A 14,867-nucleotide genomic window follows, 5' to 3' on the forward strand; every position below is an offset into this window, starting at 1 on the left:
CTTGTTCTTATGCATGTCGTTCCGCCCAAAACCGCTACCTGCTTTTGGGCGACATGTTAGACGCCGCGCCTGTTGCCCCAGATCAGCACGTGCAGCTGCGGCAGAACGCGCGCCTCGAACCACCTGTCGGCGATGACCTTGTCGACCAGCCAGCGCATCCGCTCCATCACGCCTTCGATGTCGATCGGCGCATCGTGGTCATCCGGAGGTGGCGGGGTGTGGTTGCCGGGCTGCAGATAAACCGGCAATTGCGGATGGCGAGCCGCCGCCGTACGGGCATAGGCGTAGTCGGCTTCGTCGAAGACGACGATCTTCATTGCGATCTGCGGCTTGCCCCGCGCCATCAAGAGACAGGCGTCGAATGCCTCCCAATCCGTCTCCAGGCCGCTCGAGGGCGGCTTCGGGCTCAATACCAGCATGTCGAGCTCGGCGAACCAGTCGCGGGCGACGGATCCCTGCGTCTCCAGGGCAAAACGATAACCCTCGGCATGACCGCGCGCGATCAATGCGCCGAACGGCTGGATCGCCGGGTTGCCGCCTGAAAGCGAGACCATCACCGGCTGACCGCCGGAAAGTTGCGTGACTTCGCTCCAGACTTCATCGGTCGTCATCGCCCGCCATTCATCGCGATACGCGCTGTCGACGGCGTGCAGGCTGTCGCACCAGGAACAGCGGTAGTCACAGCCGCCGGTCCGGACAAATACCGTCGGCAGACCGATCAGCGCGCCCTCGCCCTGGATGGTCGGACCGAAAATCTCGCTGACGCGGATCTCGGCGGAACGCATGCCGGTCATGGCCGATATTCCGCCCAGGTCTTCGCCGTCTCGCTGACGCGCACGGCGCTCGTCTCCGGCAGCCGCGCCTGGCACCACACGTAGAAATGCTGTGCCAGGCATTCCGCAGTGACCCGATCGTGGCCGAGCACATCGTTCAAATGGCGGTGGTCGAACGACTCATCAATATACTGCTTGAGCGGCGCAAGCTCGTGATAGTCGCGAACGAAGCCGTGCTCGTTGAGCGTCTCGGCCGAAAGCTCCACCTCGACGACGTAGTTGTGCCCATGCAGCCTTGCGCATTGATGCTCGGGCGGCAGGCTCGTCAGCTGGTGCGAGGCGGAGAAGTGGAATTCCTTGGTGATGCGAAACATTATTTCACCTCCTCTGCCACGTAGGCAGCGGTGGCCGCGACCCAGAATTCCGGATCCTCGTACTCCGTCGGGTCGGTGACGCCGGCCAGATGGAAGGCTTCGCGGCGCTCGACGCAGGTGCCGCAGCGTCCGCAATGGCGCGTGCCGCCCTTGTAGCAGGACCAGGTCTCGGCAAAGGGCGTGTGGTGCTTGGCGCCATCGGCAACGATGTCGGCCTTCGAGACATTGACATAGGGCGTATAGAGGATGACGTCGGCGTAGCCCTCCAGCGCGTGGTTCTGCATGACCTGGAAGGCATCGATGAAGCCCGGCCGACAGTCCGGATAGATGAAGTGATCGCCGCCATGCACGGCGGCAGCGACCGCATCGGCCTTGCGGGTGGCCGCGACGCCGAAGGCGATCGCCAGCATGATGGCGTTGCGGTTCGGCACGACGGTGGTCTTCATCGTCTCTTCCGCGTAGTGACCGTCGGGCACGTCGACGTCGTCGGTCAGGGCCGAACCGGTCAGGTGCCGGCCGATCTCGCGGATGTCGATGATCTGGTGCGGCACGCCGAGGCGCTTCGCGCAGGCGGCGGCGAAATCCAGTTCCTTGCGGTGCCGCTGGCCGTAGTCGAACGACAGGAGGCCGAGAAGCTCATGTTCCGCCGCGATCCTGTGGGCAAGCGAAACGGAATCCAATCCGCCGGAGCAGATTACGATGGTTTTCATGACAGGTGTCCTTGTTTTGACCGGGTAGGCTGCGACCGGTATTTCCTGCCGGCCTTTTAGGCCAAAGCGGACGGTTTGTGAATGGCTGGCCGGGTGTGGGAAGACACAAAGTTTGTCCCACGGACACGGAGGCGTCCCGAGCTTCCGGTGCAAGTGGGTCGAGGACATTCCCAGCTCGACCGACGAGTTCTGCGAAGATTTGATCGGGGCTGATCCATTCGGGCTTCCATCGGGGCGCTTCGCGGGCGGTCAATGACACCATGCCAAGTGTAGAGTGCATAGAAATTCGTTATCGCCCAATGCAGGAAATCCTTCGAAACAGGAATTTCGCTAAGGCCGCCAGTGAGCACACCAGCATGGGTAAATGCCACTATTGGCAAGGCGCGGCGGAGCGGATCGAGGACCAAGTCTGAGCTGAGAAGACTGCGGTGGAGAAGCAACGATACCTGCTATGACTGATTTGGGCTCCGTCAATTTCTCGCGTACTGACAGTTCCACCAGGATGCTATTGACGGTTTCACCGATGTTCTATTGAAACTTTCACCAGATTCCTATTGGAACTTCCACCAGAATCCAATTGACACTTTTACCGCTACGCTATTACAACTTTTGCCATATCGGTCTGCTGAGAAAATGAAGTGACCATCATGGACGAGAGCCTTCTCCCGCGTCACCTGCAGCCCGAACTTGGGGCTGCACTTAAATCAGCACGCGTGGTTAACATTATTGGACCGCGCCAGGTCGGGAAGACGACACTGGTACGCGATCTATTGAGCATTGGAAAATTCATCACCTTGGATGACGAGGGTGTGCTTGCAGCTATTGAGGCTGATCCAAAAGGGCAGCTGGATGCCCTTTTGGCTGAGACGAAAGCAGGCCCCCTCATTGTCGACGAAGCCCAACGATCAACGAAATTAGCTTTGGCGTTGAAGAGAATCGTGGACGAAAACCGAGCAATGGGTCAGTTCGTCCTGACAGGCTCATCCAACGTTTTCATTTCCGCGCACGTGGCGGACTCGTTGGCAGGTCGGGTTCATACAATGACGATGCTTCCAATGAGTGTCGCCGAAACAAAGCGCATGGGGCCAGCGAAAATTCTCGACTGGGCATCGACGAAGGACCGTCCCGATCCGCTCGACCTGCCTAAACCAGAAACGTTGTCCCGGACGCAATACATCGACCTGATAGTCGCAGGCGGTTTCCCCGAGATACGAACTCTGGAAGAGCGCTGGAGGCAAAATCGATACACAGACTACGTTGACAGTGTCGTGGAACGCGACGTTGCGTACATCTTAAAAATAAGAAAATCAGATGCCATGAGGCGAATGATCGATCAACTAGCTACGCGTGTCGGAAACGAGCTGAATATAGACGAACTATGTTCAAACATCAGCCTGCAAAGGAATACCACAGAGACCTACCTCGATATTCTAACCAAGCTCTCTCTATTACGACGATTGCCTGCGTGGACCTCCGGAGAGTCCAAGCGCGACATACGCCAACCAAAAATCCATCTTGTAGATACTGGGATTGTCGCGGCTTTAAGGAGTATGAACGCCCAGAGCTTCAATATTGGCGCGAATCCCACGGCGCTTGGCGGCCTGTTCGAAAATTTCGTTTTCAATGAAATGTGGAAATCCCTCCCCCACCAGATGCGTCAATGGCGGCTTCATCATTGGAGGCAAAGAGGGCGCGAGATAGACATCCTTGCTGAGTCAGACAGAACGATAATCGGCTTCGAGATGAAGACATCGACCACGGTTGAAACAAAGGACTTTCAACATCTGCGATGGTTTCGAGACGAAGGCCCGGGTATGAACCGTCCCTTCGTCGGCATCGTCATCTATATGGGGGAGCGCGTGCTCAGTTTCGGCGAAAACATATTCGCGCTCCCTTTGTCGATATTTTGGTCCTTCAAAGACAGTTAGCCGAGTGGGCGTCCCAGTTTAATCCTCGGACGCTTACCTGGCGATCTCCCACAATCTACGACGACCATCGGAAGTACCTGACGAGCGAACCAGCCCTGTCTGCTCCATTCGTTCGAGCAGGCCAGAAAACCGACCGGCAAGGTTCGGACTAATCTCGTCGATCTCGGCCCCAAAGCCTTCGCGTTCGGCAAACTGTTTCGACAGGTCACCTGCAAGGATCGGCTTTTCCGCATCTCGGAGGAGTTCAAGCACGCCGCGGCGGACATCGCCTCTGAGAAGGTCGGTCACGCGGCGACCAGGGGTCGATCGATCCTTCCTCTTAGGCTGCTGAGGAGCCTCGGAGGTCGCGCTGGGATCGAAGACCTTGATCACGGTCGCAAAGGCCGCCTTTTGCGTTTGGAACGCAGGCACCATCGACACGTCCACGTTGAACCCAATTCCGATCTGTTTTGGCCGACCTCGTGTCCGCCATCCGGAACAGCATTCCCGTCGATGGCGTCTGCAAAAGGGGACGAACGTGTCCGCAGGACGTGGTCGTCCCGTGAGCATCGGAATCACGCGCGCCTCGCGGCACGAAGCGGGCGGCGGTAGCCGATCTTTGCCGCTTTGATTGTGCGATGAACCATCCCTCCAGCTTTAGCGGGCAGAGCCAATTCTTTCCGTAGGCTTGCCAACCACCCTTCGCTGAAAACCAGAAAGACCCCTGATGCCAGCCTGTGACGCGGAGCCGGTTTTGAACCTTCGTCATTGACCACCATTGCCCGCCGCTTTGGCCGCAAACCGACACTTCTACGTCCGCGACGTCATCGGAAATAAAGGCGGAGTTCGCTTCCGCTCAGTTTGGGCGGCCGCTCGAGCGCTAGAAAACCATAAAAAAGCGCCGCGAACGCACCAAAGAAGTTCAAACGATTTCAATGAGTTAAGAGTGCGGTCAAATAGGCTGACATCTGGGACATTTTGCGATGACGCAGAGCGCTCTAAGCTCCTGAAATTGTTGAATCGCTTAGGTCAAACTCTGTGTCTTTCCACACCGGGCAAAGAGGAAGAAAACCCCGTTTGCCCGGTCAGCGGCAGGTTTTCGGCGACCGACGCTCAGCCGTCGCTGAGGAGGAGCCCCTTGGTCAGTTCCAGCGCCTGCCTTTCGAACAGGCTCCTATAGATGCCGCCCTTGAGGCGGATGAGCGTGTCGTGATCGCCCTCCTCAGCGATGCGGCCCCGGTCGAAGACCAGCAGGCGATCGAGCGCCCGGACCGTCGACAGCCGGTGGGCGATCACCAGCGTGGTGCGGCCGGTCATCAGCCGTTCCATCGCCCTCTGGATCAGCACCTCGGACTCTGAATCGAGGCTCGATGTCGCCTCGTCGAGGATCAGGACCGGCGCATCCGCCAGGAAGGCCCGGGCGATCGCGACTCGCTGACGCTCGCCGCCGGAGAGCTTCACGCCGCGTTCACCCACCAGGGTCGCATAGCCTTTCGGCAGGGCCGTGATGAAGTCGTGCGCGCTGGCAAGCCGAGCGGCTTCCTCAATCTCATGCTGCGTCGCGCCGGGGCGTCCATAGGCGATGTTCTCGGCAAGCGAGCGGTGAAACAGGATAGGCTCCTGCTGCACGATGGCGATCTGCTGGCGCAGCGACGCCTGGGTGACGCCGGCGATATCCTGCCCGTCGATGCGGATATCGCCCGACTTCAAATCATGGAGCCGCTGGATCAGCTTGACGAACGTCGTCTTGCCGGAGCCCGAATGGCCGACAAGCCCGACCCGTTCACCCGGGCGGATCGCCACCGAAAACCCGTCATAGAGGGGCGCCCGATGGGCGCCATAATGGAAGGTCACGTTGCGGAACTCGATCCTGCCGTCGGTGATCTGGATCGGCCGGGCACCGGCGCGGTCTTCGACCCCGAGCGGCTGGGCGTGGATGGCGACAAGCTCCTCCATGTCGTTGACCGAACGCTGCAGGTTGCGGATGTGCATGCCGATCTCCCGCAGATAGCCCTGCAGGATGAAGAAGGCAGTGAGCACAAAGGTAATGTCGCCGGCGCTCGCCTTGCCCTCGGCCCAGAGCATGAGTGCAAATCCGATGACGGCGGCACGCAGCACGAGGAGCATCGCCCCTTGCGCCGTGCCGTTGAGGGTGGCGCGCGACCAGGTGCGGTCGGTCCGGTTTTCCCACTTGCGCAGCACCCGGGCGAGGCGGACGTCCTCGCGTTTTTCCGCCCCGAAGCCCTTGACGACGGCGTTGCAGCTCACCGCATCGGCGAGCGCACCGCCGAGACGCGTGTCCCAGCTGTTGGCAAGGCTTGCCATCGGCGCGACATAGCCGAGCGACAGCGAAACCGTGACCGCGATGAAGAGCACGGAGCCGAGGCCGACGACCGCACCCATGAGCGGCCAATACCAACTCATCAACGCCGTCGAGCCGATCAGCATGACGATCGAGGGAAACAACGCGACGAGCAGCGTATCGTTAAAGAGGTCCAGCGCCCACATGCCGCGCGTGACCTTGCGCACGGTCGAGCCGGCAAAACTGTTGGCATGCCAGTCGCTGGAGAGCCGCTGGATGTAATGAAAGGCGCCGGCAGCCATTTCGGACATCATGATCAGCGTGAGCCGCACGATGATCATGAAGGCGACATGCCTCAGGACGACGGCGCCGAGCGACAGGCCCAGCAGGATCAGAAAGGCCGAAACCGCCAGATTCCAGGCACTCCCATCGCTGGCGGAACCGGATACCACCGCATCGACGAGCCGGCCGGAATAGAGCGGCGTCAGCACGTCGGCCAAAGTGGACAGGAGCACTGCGCCAAGAATGCCGGCAAGCCGTACCGGCTGCTTTTTCCAGTGCGCCCAGGAAAAGCGGAAAACATTGCGGAAGGCGCGATCGCGCGCCGCAAAACGAGTAAACGCCATAGGATTTGCCCGGTGGCAGCGCACCGGCCTCAATATCTGGTCAGCGATGGAAATGCCGCGAAAAGACGGTCAGTGCGGCATCAGTGACGCGGCGCGGTCTCCGAAAAAAGGAGCGGCCGGACGGTGCGGATCCCGTCGCGTGATCAGTAAGCGCAAGCGCTCCCGGTCACGACTGCAGGATCGTGAGCCGTCCGTAGGGAGAAGGAATTGACAGTCATCGTAGCCTCCCTGATCTGATTGCCGGAGGACGGCTTATAGTTGAAGACGGCCAAGGAGCCAAGCGTAAATATTGTGTTCCCTGCCATGCGATCGCAAACTGCTGCATGTCTGCCACAGTCGCAGCACCTTCGCCGAGGCGAACCGTCGTTCGCCGTTGTGTGAAGTGCCATCTTTTGCAGAACTTACACACTGCGTTGGAAAATCGCCGCTATTGGTTGCGAAAGCCTGTGCGTTCCGTTCCAATGTCCGAAAGTCATTCCCTGAGGTTGCCCGTGCAGAACAACAACATCCTCGTCGTCGGCGGTGCCGGCTATATCGGCTCCCATACCTGCCTCCGCCTGGCCGAAAAGGGCTATAACCCGATCGTCTACGACAATCTTTCCAACGGCCACGAGGAATTCGTCCGCTGGGGCGTGCTGGAGAAGGGCGACATCCGCGACCGGCGGCGCCTCGACGAGGTGCTGGCCCGCCACAAACCGCGGGCAGTCCTGCATTTTGCGGCGATGATCGAAGTCGGCGAATCGGTCAAGGATCCGGTTGCCTTCTACGACAACAACGTCATCGGGACGCTGACCTTGTTGTCGGCGACGCTCGCCGCCGGCATCGAGGCTTTCGTCTTCTCCTCGACCTGCGCCACCTATGGCTTGCCCGACAGCGTACCGATGGACGAAACGCACAAGCAGGCTCCGATCAACCCCTATGGCCGGACCAAGTGGGTTTGCGAGCAGGCGCTCAAGGACTACGGCCTCTACAAGGGCCTGCGCTCCGTCATCCTGCGCTACTTCAACGCCGCCGGCGCCGATCTTGAGGGCCGCATCGGCGAATGGCACGAGCCGGAGACGCATGCGATCCCGCTGGCGATCGACGCGGCGCTTGGCCGGCGCGACGGCTTCAAGGTCTTCGGAACGGACTATGAGACGCGCGACGGCACCTGCGTGCGCGACTATATCCATGTCCTCGACCTCGCCGATGCGCATGTGCGCGCCGTCGACTACCTGCTCGAGGGCGGCGACAGCGTCGAACTCAACCTCGGCACCGGCACCGGCACGACGGTGAAGGAGTTGCTCACGGCCATCGAAAAGGTCTCCAGGCGGCCATTCAATGTCAGTTATGTCGGGCGCCGCGACGGCGACTCGACGACGCTCGTCGCCAACAACGACAAGGCCCGACAAGTCCTCGGCTGGGAGCCTCAGTACGATCTCGCGGCAATCACCGAGTCGGCCTGGAACTGGCATTCGCGCCGGAACGGCTGAGGAAATCGACTCTCGCCGGGCCTAATCGGCGGCAGGGCCGGTGAGACCAACCGCTGCAGGCGGCGTCCGCCTGGGCTGCAGCAGGGGGCGTTCGAGAAGCGCGTAGGCTGCGATACCGGCTACGGTCCCCGACACGATCGCCAGGGCCATCGACATCAGCGGATGAATACCGAGCATGCTGCCCGCCTTGGCGACCACCGAGATCGCGAAGGCGTGCCACAGATAGATCGAATAGGACGCATTGCCGAGCAGGATCGGCAGGTGCAGCATCGGCACCCGCCCACTTGCCTCGAGCGACAGCGCGCCAAGAACCAACAGGACGGCCAGCGGCCCGATCGTCCGTTCATCGAAGGGAAGATGAAGGGATTCGATCAGGGCGAAGCCGCCAAGCGAAGAGGCGATCAGCAGAGAACCGGCCGCCACCCCGGGGACCCTACCCTTCAGCCAGAGTTCGCCGAGAATCATGCCCGCCACGAATTCGAGGATGATCGGCCGGGTATAGGTCAACGACAGGGCATCCTCGAGGGGAGCGACCCCGCCGATCGTCACAAGCGCCACGAAGAGGCCGGCGATGGCCGGCAGGCGCCAATGGCGCGGCAACAGCAACGAGGCCGCGAATACGGCATAGAAGAGCATCTCGAAGTTCAGCGTCCAGCCCTGCACGAGCACCGGCCAGATCTCGCCGCTGCTCGGGGAACGGGCCGGAATGAAGAACAGCGATTTGAGGACGTGGTCGAGGCTCAGCACCAAATTGGGAAACAGGCTGGCCAGCGCGCCGGCGATCATCACGGCCGTGGCAAACCAGTAGATCGGCACGATGCGGCGGATGCGATCCCAGATGAATTTGGCGGGGGTCAAGGGCCGGCGGTCACTGATGACCCACATGATGAAGCCGCTGATGACGAAGAAGACGTCGACGCCGGCCGCACCGATTGCGAAATCGTGGCCGGTCTTCTCGGCGGCATGAAAGATCACGACCGCGAGCGCTGCCGCCGCCCGAAGATACTGGATCGCCCGGATCGTCCCCATCGCCCGCTCTGACCGTGATCACATGCTGAGCCGCGGCCGGTAGGCCGATGCATGCCCGTCTCCCGGCCAAAGCCAGGTCACCACCTGGCGGCGGCGCGCGATCGTCAATTTCCCTGCGGTGAAGTACAGCAGGAAGGATCCGACATGGTACGGGTTCATGATGTCGATCTCGACGAAGGAACGAATGAAGAGGAGCATGGCGATGCCGAACAGCACCATCGCTTCCGCATCACGGTCCTCGGACAGCAGGCGCTTCAGTTGCCCGAATACTGCGGTGAGCAGCAGCATCGTCAACAGCACCAAGCCGACCAGTCCGGTTTCGACGGCGGCCTCGATATAGGTGTTGTGAAAGTGGAAGCCGGAGCGGGCCGTGATGTAGAACTCTTCCCACAGGCGCTCCGCTTCGGAAAATCCCTGGACCCAATAGGCCTGGTAGCCGATGCCGAAGATCGGCGAAGCCTGCGCCGCTTCGACGCCTTGCTGCCACAGATAGGTACGCCCGGTGAGCGTCGAATCCTTGCCGAATGCGCCAAGGACGAGATCGATGGCACCGGCATAGATCAGTGCCACGGCGGCAACGCTGCCGAACACCGCCACACCGATAAAGAGCCCCTTTCGGCTCGCCGGCTTCAGCGCGGTGATCGCCCGCATGCCGACGCAAATCCCTAGAATTGCAACCGTCGTCAGCACCGACGTGGCCGATTGGGAAGCGAGCAGCGAGTAGGCGGCGATCGTTCCGGAGCCCCCGGCGGCGGCTCGCCAGACCCCCCGTTCTCCCAGGACGAAGACGGCCATCAAGGCGAAGTAGATGCCAAGCGAGGCATAGAAGCCCAGCTGGTTCTTGGAAGCGAATGCACCGACGAAGCTGTATGTGCCGTCGAGCGCGTCGTAGTGGTGGACGCCGAAGAGCAGCGAATAGACGAGCACGATGGCAACGCCCGCAATGGCGCCGCGGGTGAGCGTGCGGATGTCGACCACCCGCATGGCAATGAGGGCGCAGACGATGTGGCTCAGATACTGGATGCCGGCACGCAGCGTCACACCGGGCGCGGCCGACCAGAACATCGAAAGACAGGCAAGGATCACGAAGGCGAAGATCCACACGAACCTGCCGTAATTGCCGAGCACCTTGCGGTAGTCGACGAGAACGAGCGGCAGCCACAGGCCATAATAGGCGAGCACGGAAACCGGCCCGAAACGGGTCGAATAGGCGAAGACGAAGAGCGAAAGGGCAACGGCCGCGGTGCCGTAAAGCCCATTCGCGTCAGGATCTATGAGGCTCGCCTTGCGGATCTGCATGCATTCACCGCATCGCCACTGCGGCATTGACCTTGATCACGTCACCGGGAAGCACCGGCGTCGTCTCGGTCGCGGCGATCTCCGCCGACTTTCCGTCCTGTTCGCGAATGATCGAATAGGTGATGTTTGCAGCCTGCTCGTCCAGTTGCGCCGCCTCGGCCGATTGCATGAGCGCCTCGGTCATCAGGTCGCGGCTGGTGCCGAGCTTCAGCGTCAGCGTGTCGAGTTCGGCCTCGGTGTTCTGCAGTTCCTGGGCGAGCTGGGCATCCCAGTCGTTGCGCAGATTGGATTCGTCCTGCGTCGCCTTGCTGACGTCCTGCTTGGCCTTCAGCGAATTCGTATCGATGTCGAGAAGCTGCGACTGCACGTCGGCAACCCGCTGCTCAAGCGAGAGCTTGCGCTGGCTCAGCGCCAGGCCCTTCTCGGCGAGGCTGTCGACCTTGTCGCGGTCCTCCATGGCGAGCTCGAGCTGACGCTGCTGCGTTTCGGCCTTCTTCGCGAGCGATTCGATCTCGCTCTGCAGCAGGGACTTGAGATCTGCCAGGGCGTCGAGCTGGCGGTCCTGCCGCTTGTCGCGCGAAACCATCAGCGCCGTCTCGCTTTCGAGCAACTTGTCGACGCCGGGGGCGTTCTTGAGTTCCTCGGGCAGCTCAATCTTGTCATGCTTGGCTATCTCCGCCTGCAGACGGGCACGCCGAATGAGCAGCCGGTTGCGCTCGGCAACCTGGACGGACGAATCGCCATTCGCGGCGATATAGTCGCGGGCGAAGCGCTGGCCGGTCGGGCCCCGGCGCAGCCCGCCGCTGAGGCTGACTGCCTTGAGGACCGTCAGATTGGGAGCGTAGGGGTACTCGCCAGGTGTCTCCACCTCGCCATAGAGATAGACCGGCCGGTATTGTGCCATTTCGACCGAGGCAGACGGCCGGTCGCGCAGACCGAACAGCTTCTGCATCTTGATGCCGATCTCTTCGGCGACTTCCGTCGTCGTCCGGCCCGAGGCGGGCAGATCACCTACGAAAGGCAGCGACACGCTGCCCGATGCTCCGACCGTGTACTCGCCGCTGACGGCCGACCAATCCCGGACCGCGCCCTCGGCGGTCTGCCATTCGGCAACGCGAACCCGCAATTTGTCCATAACGCCGAGCCGATAGTCGTCCGCCCGGGCAACGGCGGCACCGGAGACGACAAGCGCCGCGCAGAGTGCGAGGCGGGCGAAATGGAGAAGCTTGCGGGAGCCGGCAGGCGCCCCTAGAACTCTTATCGATTGCATTTGGGATTTTCCCGTTGCTTGACGTCTTGCTCTACCGCGAGCAGACGCCAAGATTTCAGTAGCTGCCGCGGGAGAGGCAGACGGCGGGGATCGTCTTGAAGACGATGACGAGGTCGGCAAGGAGCGACCAGTTCTGGACATAGTGCGTATCGAAGGCCACCCGGGTGGCATAGGACACATCGTTGCGGCCGCTGATCTGCCAGAGGCCGGTCAGGCCGGGACGCGAGCGCAGATAGAACTCCGCGGCCGAATCGTAGAGCTCCAGTTCATCTTCGACCACCGGGCGCGGGCCGACGATGCTCATCTCACCACGAATGATGTTGAGGAGCTGGGGCAGTTCATCGAGGCTGAGCTTGCGAAGGACGCTTCCGACCACGGTGACGCGCGGATCGTCCTGCAGCTTGCGGGTCGTACGCCATTCCTCGTAGGCGGCAGGATTCGACTTGAAGAATTCCTGCAGGACCCGATCGCCGTTTTCCATCATCGTGCGGAACTTGAGGCACTTGAAGGTCTGGCCGTTATGGCCGATTCGGCGATGGCCGTAGAAAATGCTGCCGCCGTCCGAGAACTTAACCAGCCCCATGACGAGCAGGAAAAGCGGACTGAGGGCGATAAGTGCCAGGATGGCAATGAGAACGTCGAAGCTTCGCTTGGAGATTCCGCCGATCGGCCGGATTGCTCCGGTCTCCTGCGGAATAAAAAAAGCCGTAGTGGCCGAGCGAGTCGCGGACTTCATAGAGGTGACTCCATTTACGTTGGCGATTGTCGGTCCCGTGGGACGGGGCGTCATCTAGCGCGAGTGTATGGTGAGAATTTGATTTTTGAAGGCGGAATGATGGCAGCGCCAGCGCGCCGTGCCCCAAAGCGATTTCGCGACTGCGCCAGGCGACACTATTACCAAATTTTAAGTATATGGTTTGGAGATCACGTCTAAAATAGTTTGGCCCGGAAACGCGACATTCCAGCATCGGTGCACAAGCATTATTTGCGATGGCTAAAGTATTGTATTTGGCGGATCAATTTTTCACTCACCGCGACAGCAAACTGCTGCCGCCGTGATTTGACGAACGACGAATTCGCCGCCGTTTTTTGCATCGCATCATTTTGTTGCACTGCACATATTCTCAAGCACGAGGCCGGGCGCCTGTAACAAAAGTTGATCGGGAAAAATCGCTTCGACAGAAACAAAAGTCCCAACAATCAGAATGGCTTCGCGTTCTCCCCTGTGAATTTAGGGGCTTTGGGCTCGAGTCATCTTGACCCTCGGATTTCGCGGAAAAATAATCCCCCAAATCCGTTGAACATATCAGGGATTGTATCGTTTGGCAGATGGACCCGTTCGAATTGCTCGGTCTACTTAAAGATGACGGAAAGCTTTTCCGGTTAGGAACCGTAGCGACAAAGTTGCAATTTGCCGGTTGAAGAGACAAGCGACCGCTAATATAGTGGGAAACAGGAGCGAGGTTGGGAGTGCCATGGCGGTTCCACGAGAAAATCAGAAGGCGGGGTAGGCAATGTTCGCACCACGCTTCGTCGTGAGCATGTTGGGCGCGCTGGCGGCGTTTGCCATCGCGACCTATTTTCTCACCGGATCAATCGCCTCCACGGCTGTTCAGACACTGCTCTGTGCCGTCCTGATACAGGTCGGCTATTTTCTTGCCGTGCTTTTCCTGGTGTGGAAGGAGGCACGCGACCGCCGAAAATTATCCCCCGGCCAATTGCCGGCCGATCCGACGAATGACGAAAAGCAGACGGGCAAGCTTTCGCTGCGCCGGCTAAACCGCCCTCCCCACTTCAATTCCTGACCGAGCGTCTCTCGGCCTCATTTCGCCACCGCGGAAAAATCTTGTCCTTTGACGCGTTTGCGACATGATCGCGATGCAAATTCCCGCGTGCCCGCTCCAGCACCCTGCGTCCTTCCAGGTCCACTCGGTCGCTGTAGCAGCTCGAATCGCTGCATGTCTTTGTCCTCCGATCGGTGCCGACCGAAGGCAAGGGGCAGCAGGACCCGCGCAACAAGACGCATCCGATGACCCGCTGGAGGCCCGTATGACCGCAGCCGCGCCGACGAATGTCTGCATTATCATTGCCGCCAAGAACGCCGCCGGCACGATCGCCAAGGCGATCGCCTCGGCGCTCGCCGAACCGGAAGTCGCGGAAGTCGTCGTCATCGACGACGGCTCGACCGACGATACCGCAGCCGTAGCGCGTGCCACCGCCGACGGCAGCGGACGTTTGAACGTCGTCCGCTTCGAAGAGAACCGTGGACCCGCCGCCGCCCGCAACCACGCGATAGCGGTCTCGAAATCGCCGCTTCTTGGCATACTGGACGCCGACGATTTCTTCTTTGCGGGGCGGATGCATCAATTGCTTGCGCAGGACGGCTGGGATTTCATCGCCGACAACATTGCCTTCATCGATGCCGGGCAGGCAGCAGGTGCGGCCCGCAACATCGATCGCTTCGCGCCCAGTCCTCGCCTCCTCGATCTTGTCGGCTTTGTCGAAGGCAATATTTCGCGGCGTGGCGTGCGGCGCGGCGAGATCGGTTTCCTGAAACCGCTGATGCGGCGCTCGTTCCTGGACCAGTTCGACCTTCGCTATAATGAGACGTTGCGCCTCGGCGAGGACTTCGATCTCTATGCGCGGGCGCTCGCGCGCGGCGCGCGCTACAAGATCATTCATAGCTGCGGCTATGCCGCGGTGGTGCGGGGCGATTCCTTGAGCGGCAGCCACCGGACGATCGACTTGCGGCGCCTCTACGAGGCCGATCGCGCCATCCTCGCCGAAGCCCACCTGAGCGGCGAAGCCGCCGCGGTGCTCAGGCGGCACGAACGGCATATTCGCGACCGCTACGAGTTGCGGCATTTCCTGGACCTCAAGCGCGGCAAAGGGATTGCGAGCGCCTTCGCCTACGCGCTGGCACATCCGGGCGCCCTGCCGGCCATAGTCAGCGGAATCGTCGGCGACAAGACCGAGCGGTTCCGACGTTCCCGGTCACCCGCTCCGGTGGCGCTCGGCGGAACGGGCGATATACGCTACCTGCTCGATGCTCTTGCGTTGGAACGAGCGGAATAGGCGCGGCGGCTGAAGCGCTCCTCCGGCGAC

13 protein-coding genes are annotated in these 14,867 nt (G+C 60.9%); 4 read left to right on the plus strand and 9 right to left on the minus strand.

The features are described from left to right. Positions 1–56 precede the first annotated feature (56 nt). From queE to queC, 3 genes are read right to left on the minus strand one after another with little or no spacing between them, the layout of a single operon-like run. Entirely contained in the window at positions 57–794 is a 738-nt protein-coding gene (gene queE, locus NGR_RS08730; RefSeq protein WP_032490809.1) for a 7-carboxy-7-deazaguanine synthase QueE, read from the minus strand. Next, positions 791–1,147 carry a 6-carboxytetrahydropterin synthase QueD gene (queD, locus tag NGR_RS08735; RefSeq protein WP_015887890.1) on the minus strand — a complete coding sequence of 119 codons (357 nt, stop codon included), beginning with the start codon at positions 1,145–1,147 and terminating at the stop codon, positions 791–793. The genes queE and queD overlap by 4 nt, the downstream gene beginning before the upstream one ends. Continuing rightward, complete coding sequence (gene queC / locus NGR_RS08740; RefSeq protein ID WP_015887891.1) at positions 1,147–1,857, minus strand: 7-cyano-7-deazaguanine synthase QueC; 711 nt, start codon at positions 1,855–1,857, stop codon at positions 1,147–1,149. The genes queD and queC overlap by 1 nt, the downstream gene beginning before the upstream one ends. 647 nt (positions 1,858–2,504) lie before the next feature. Here queC and NGR_RS08745 point away from each other — a divergent pair. Further along, positions 2,505–3,785, plus strand: a complete 1,281-nt coding sequence (locus tag NGR_RS08745) for an ATP-binding protein (RefSeq protein WP_015887892.1) — start codon at positions 2,505–2,507, stop codon at positions 3,783–3,785. 33 nt (positions 3,786–3,818) lie between these two features. Here the strand turns inward: NGR_RS08745 and NGR_RS08750 are convergent, their stop codons facing one another. Continuing rightward, on the minus strand, positions 3,819–4,199 hold the full coding sequence (locus tag NGR_RS08750; RefSeq protein WP_032490807.1) for a hypothetical protein: 381 nt from the start codon (positions 4,197–4,199) through the stop codon (positions 3,819–3,821). 678 nt (positions 4,200–4,877) lie between these two features. Next, on the minus strand, positions 4,878–6,692 hold the full coding sequence (locus tag NGR_RS08755) for an ABC transporter ATP-binding protein (RefSeq protein ID WP_015887895.1): 1,815 nt from the start codon (positions 6,690–6,692) through the stop codon (positions 4,878–4,880). A 491-nt stretch (positions 6,693–7,183) separates the two neighbouring features. Between NGR_RS08755 and galE the strand changes: the two genes are divergently transcribed. Further along, a complete protein-coding gene (gene galE, locus NGR_RS08760; protein WP_015887896.1) occupies positions 7,184–8,164 on the plus strand; it encodes a UDP-glucose 4-epimerase GalE in 981 nt (326 codons plus the stop codon). Between the two features lie 21 nt (positions 8,165–8,185). Here the strand turns inward: galE and NGR_RS08765 are convergent, their stop codons facing one another. The 4 genes from NGR_RS08765 to exoY are packed head-to-tail and all read right to left on the minus strand — an operon-like array spanning position 8,186 to position 12,498. After that, positions 8,186–9,193 carry an acyltransferase family protein gene (locus NGR_RS08765; RefSeq protein ID WP_015887897.1) on the minus strand — a complete coding sequence of 336 codons (1,008 nt, stop codon included), beginning with the start codon at positions 9,191–9,193 and terminating at the stop codon, positions 8,186–8,188. Between the two features lie 18 nt (positions 9,194–9,211). Further along, the gene (locus NGR_RS08770) at positions 9,212–10,492 is read right to left on the minus strand and encodes an O-antigen ligase family protein (protein WP_015887898.1); all 1,281 of its coding nucleotides are present in this window, start codon (positions 10,490–10,492) and stop codon (positions 9,212–9,214) included. A 4-nt stretch (positions 10,493–10,496) separates the two neighbouring features. Beyond that, positions 10,497–11,762 carry a polysaccharide biosynthesis/export family protein gene (locus NGR_RS08775; protein WP_015887899.1) on the minus strand — a complete coding sequence of 422 codons (1,266 nt, stop codon included), beginning with the start codon at positions 11,760–11,762 and terminating at the stop codon, positions 10,497–10,499. A gap of 55 nt (positions 11,763–11,817) precedes the next feature. Further along, complete coding sequence (gene exoY / locus NGR_RS08780) at positions 11,818–12,498, minus strand: exopolysaccharide production protein ExoY (RefSeq protein ID WP_015887900.1); 681 nt, start codon at positions 12,496–12,498, stop codon at positions 11,818–11,820. A 778-nt stretch (positions 12,499–13,276) separates the two neighbouring features. Between exoY and exoX the strand changes: the two genes are divergently transcribed. After that, positions 13,277–13,567, plus strand: coding sequence for an exopolysaccharide production repressor ExoX (exoX, locus tag NGR_RS08785; RefSeq protein ID WP_015887901.1), 291 nt, complete (start codon positions 13,277–13,279; stop codon positions 13,565–13,567). Between the two features lie 244 nt (positions 13,568–13,811). Beyond that, positions 13,812–14,837 (plus strand): glycosyltransferase family 2 protein, encoded by a 1,026-nt coding sequence (locus tag NGR_RS08790; protein ID WP_015887902.1) that lies wholly within the window; start codon positions 13,812–13,814, stop codon positions 14,835–14,837. Positions 14,838–14,867: the final 30 nt, after the last annotated feature.

The sequence above is a fragment of the Sinorhizobium fredii NGR234 genome (assembly GCF_000018545.1).
In the GTDB taxonomy this organism is placed as follows: domain Bacteria; phylum Pseudomonadota; class Alphaproteobacteria; order Rhizobiales; family Rhizobiaceae; genus Sinorhizobium; species Sinorhizobium fredii_A.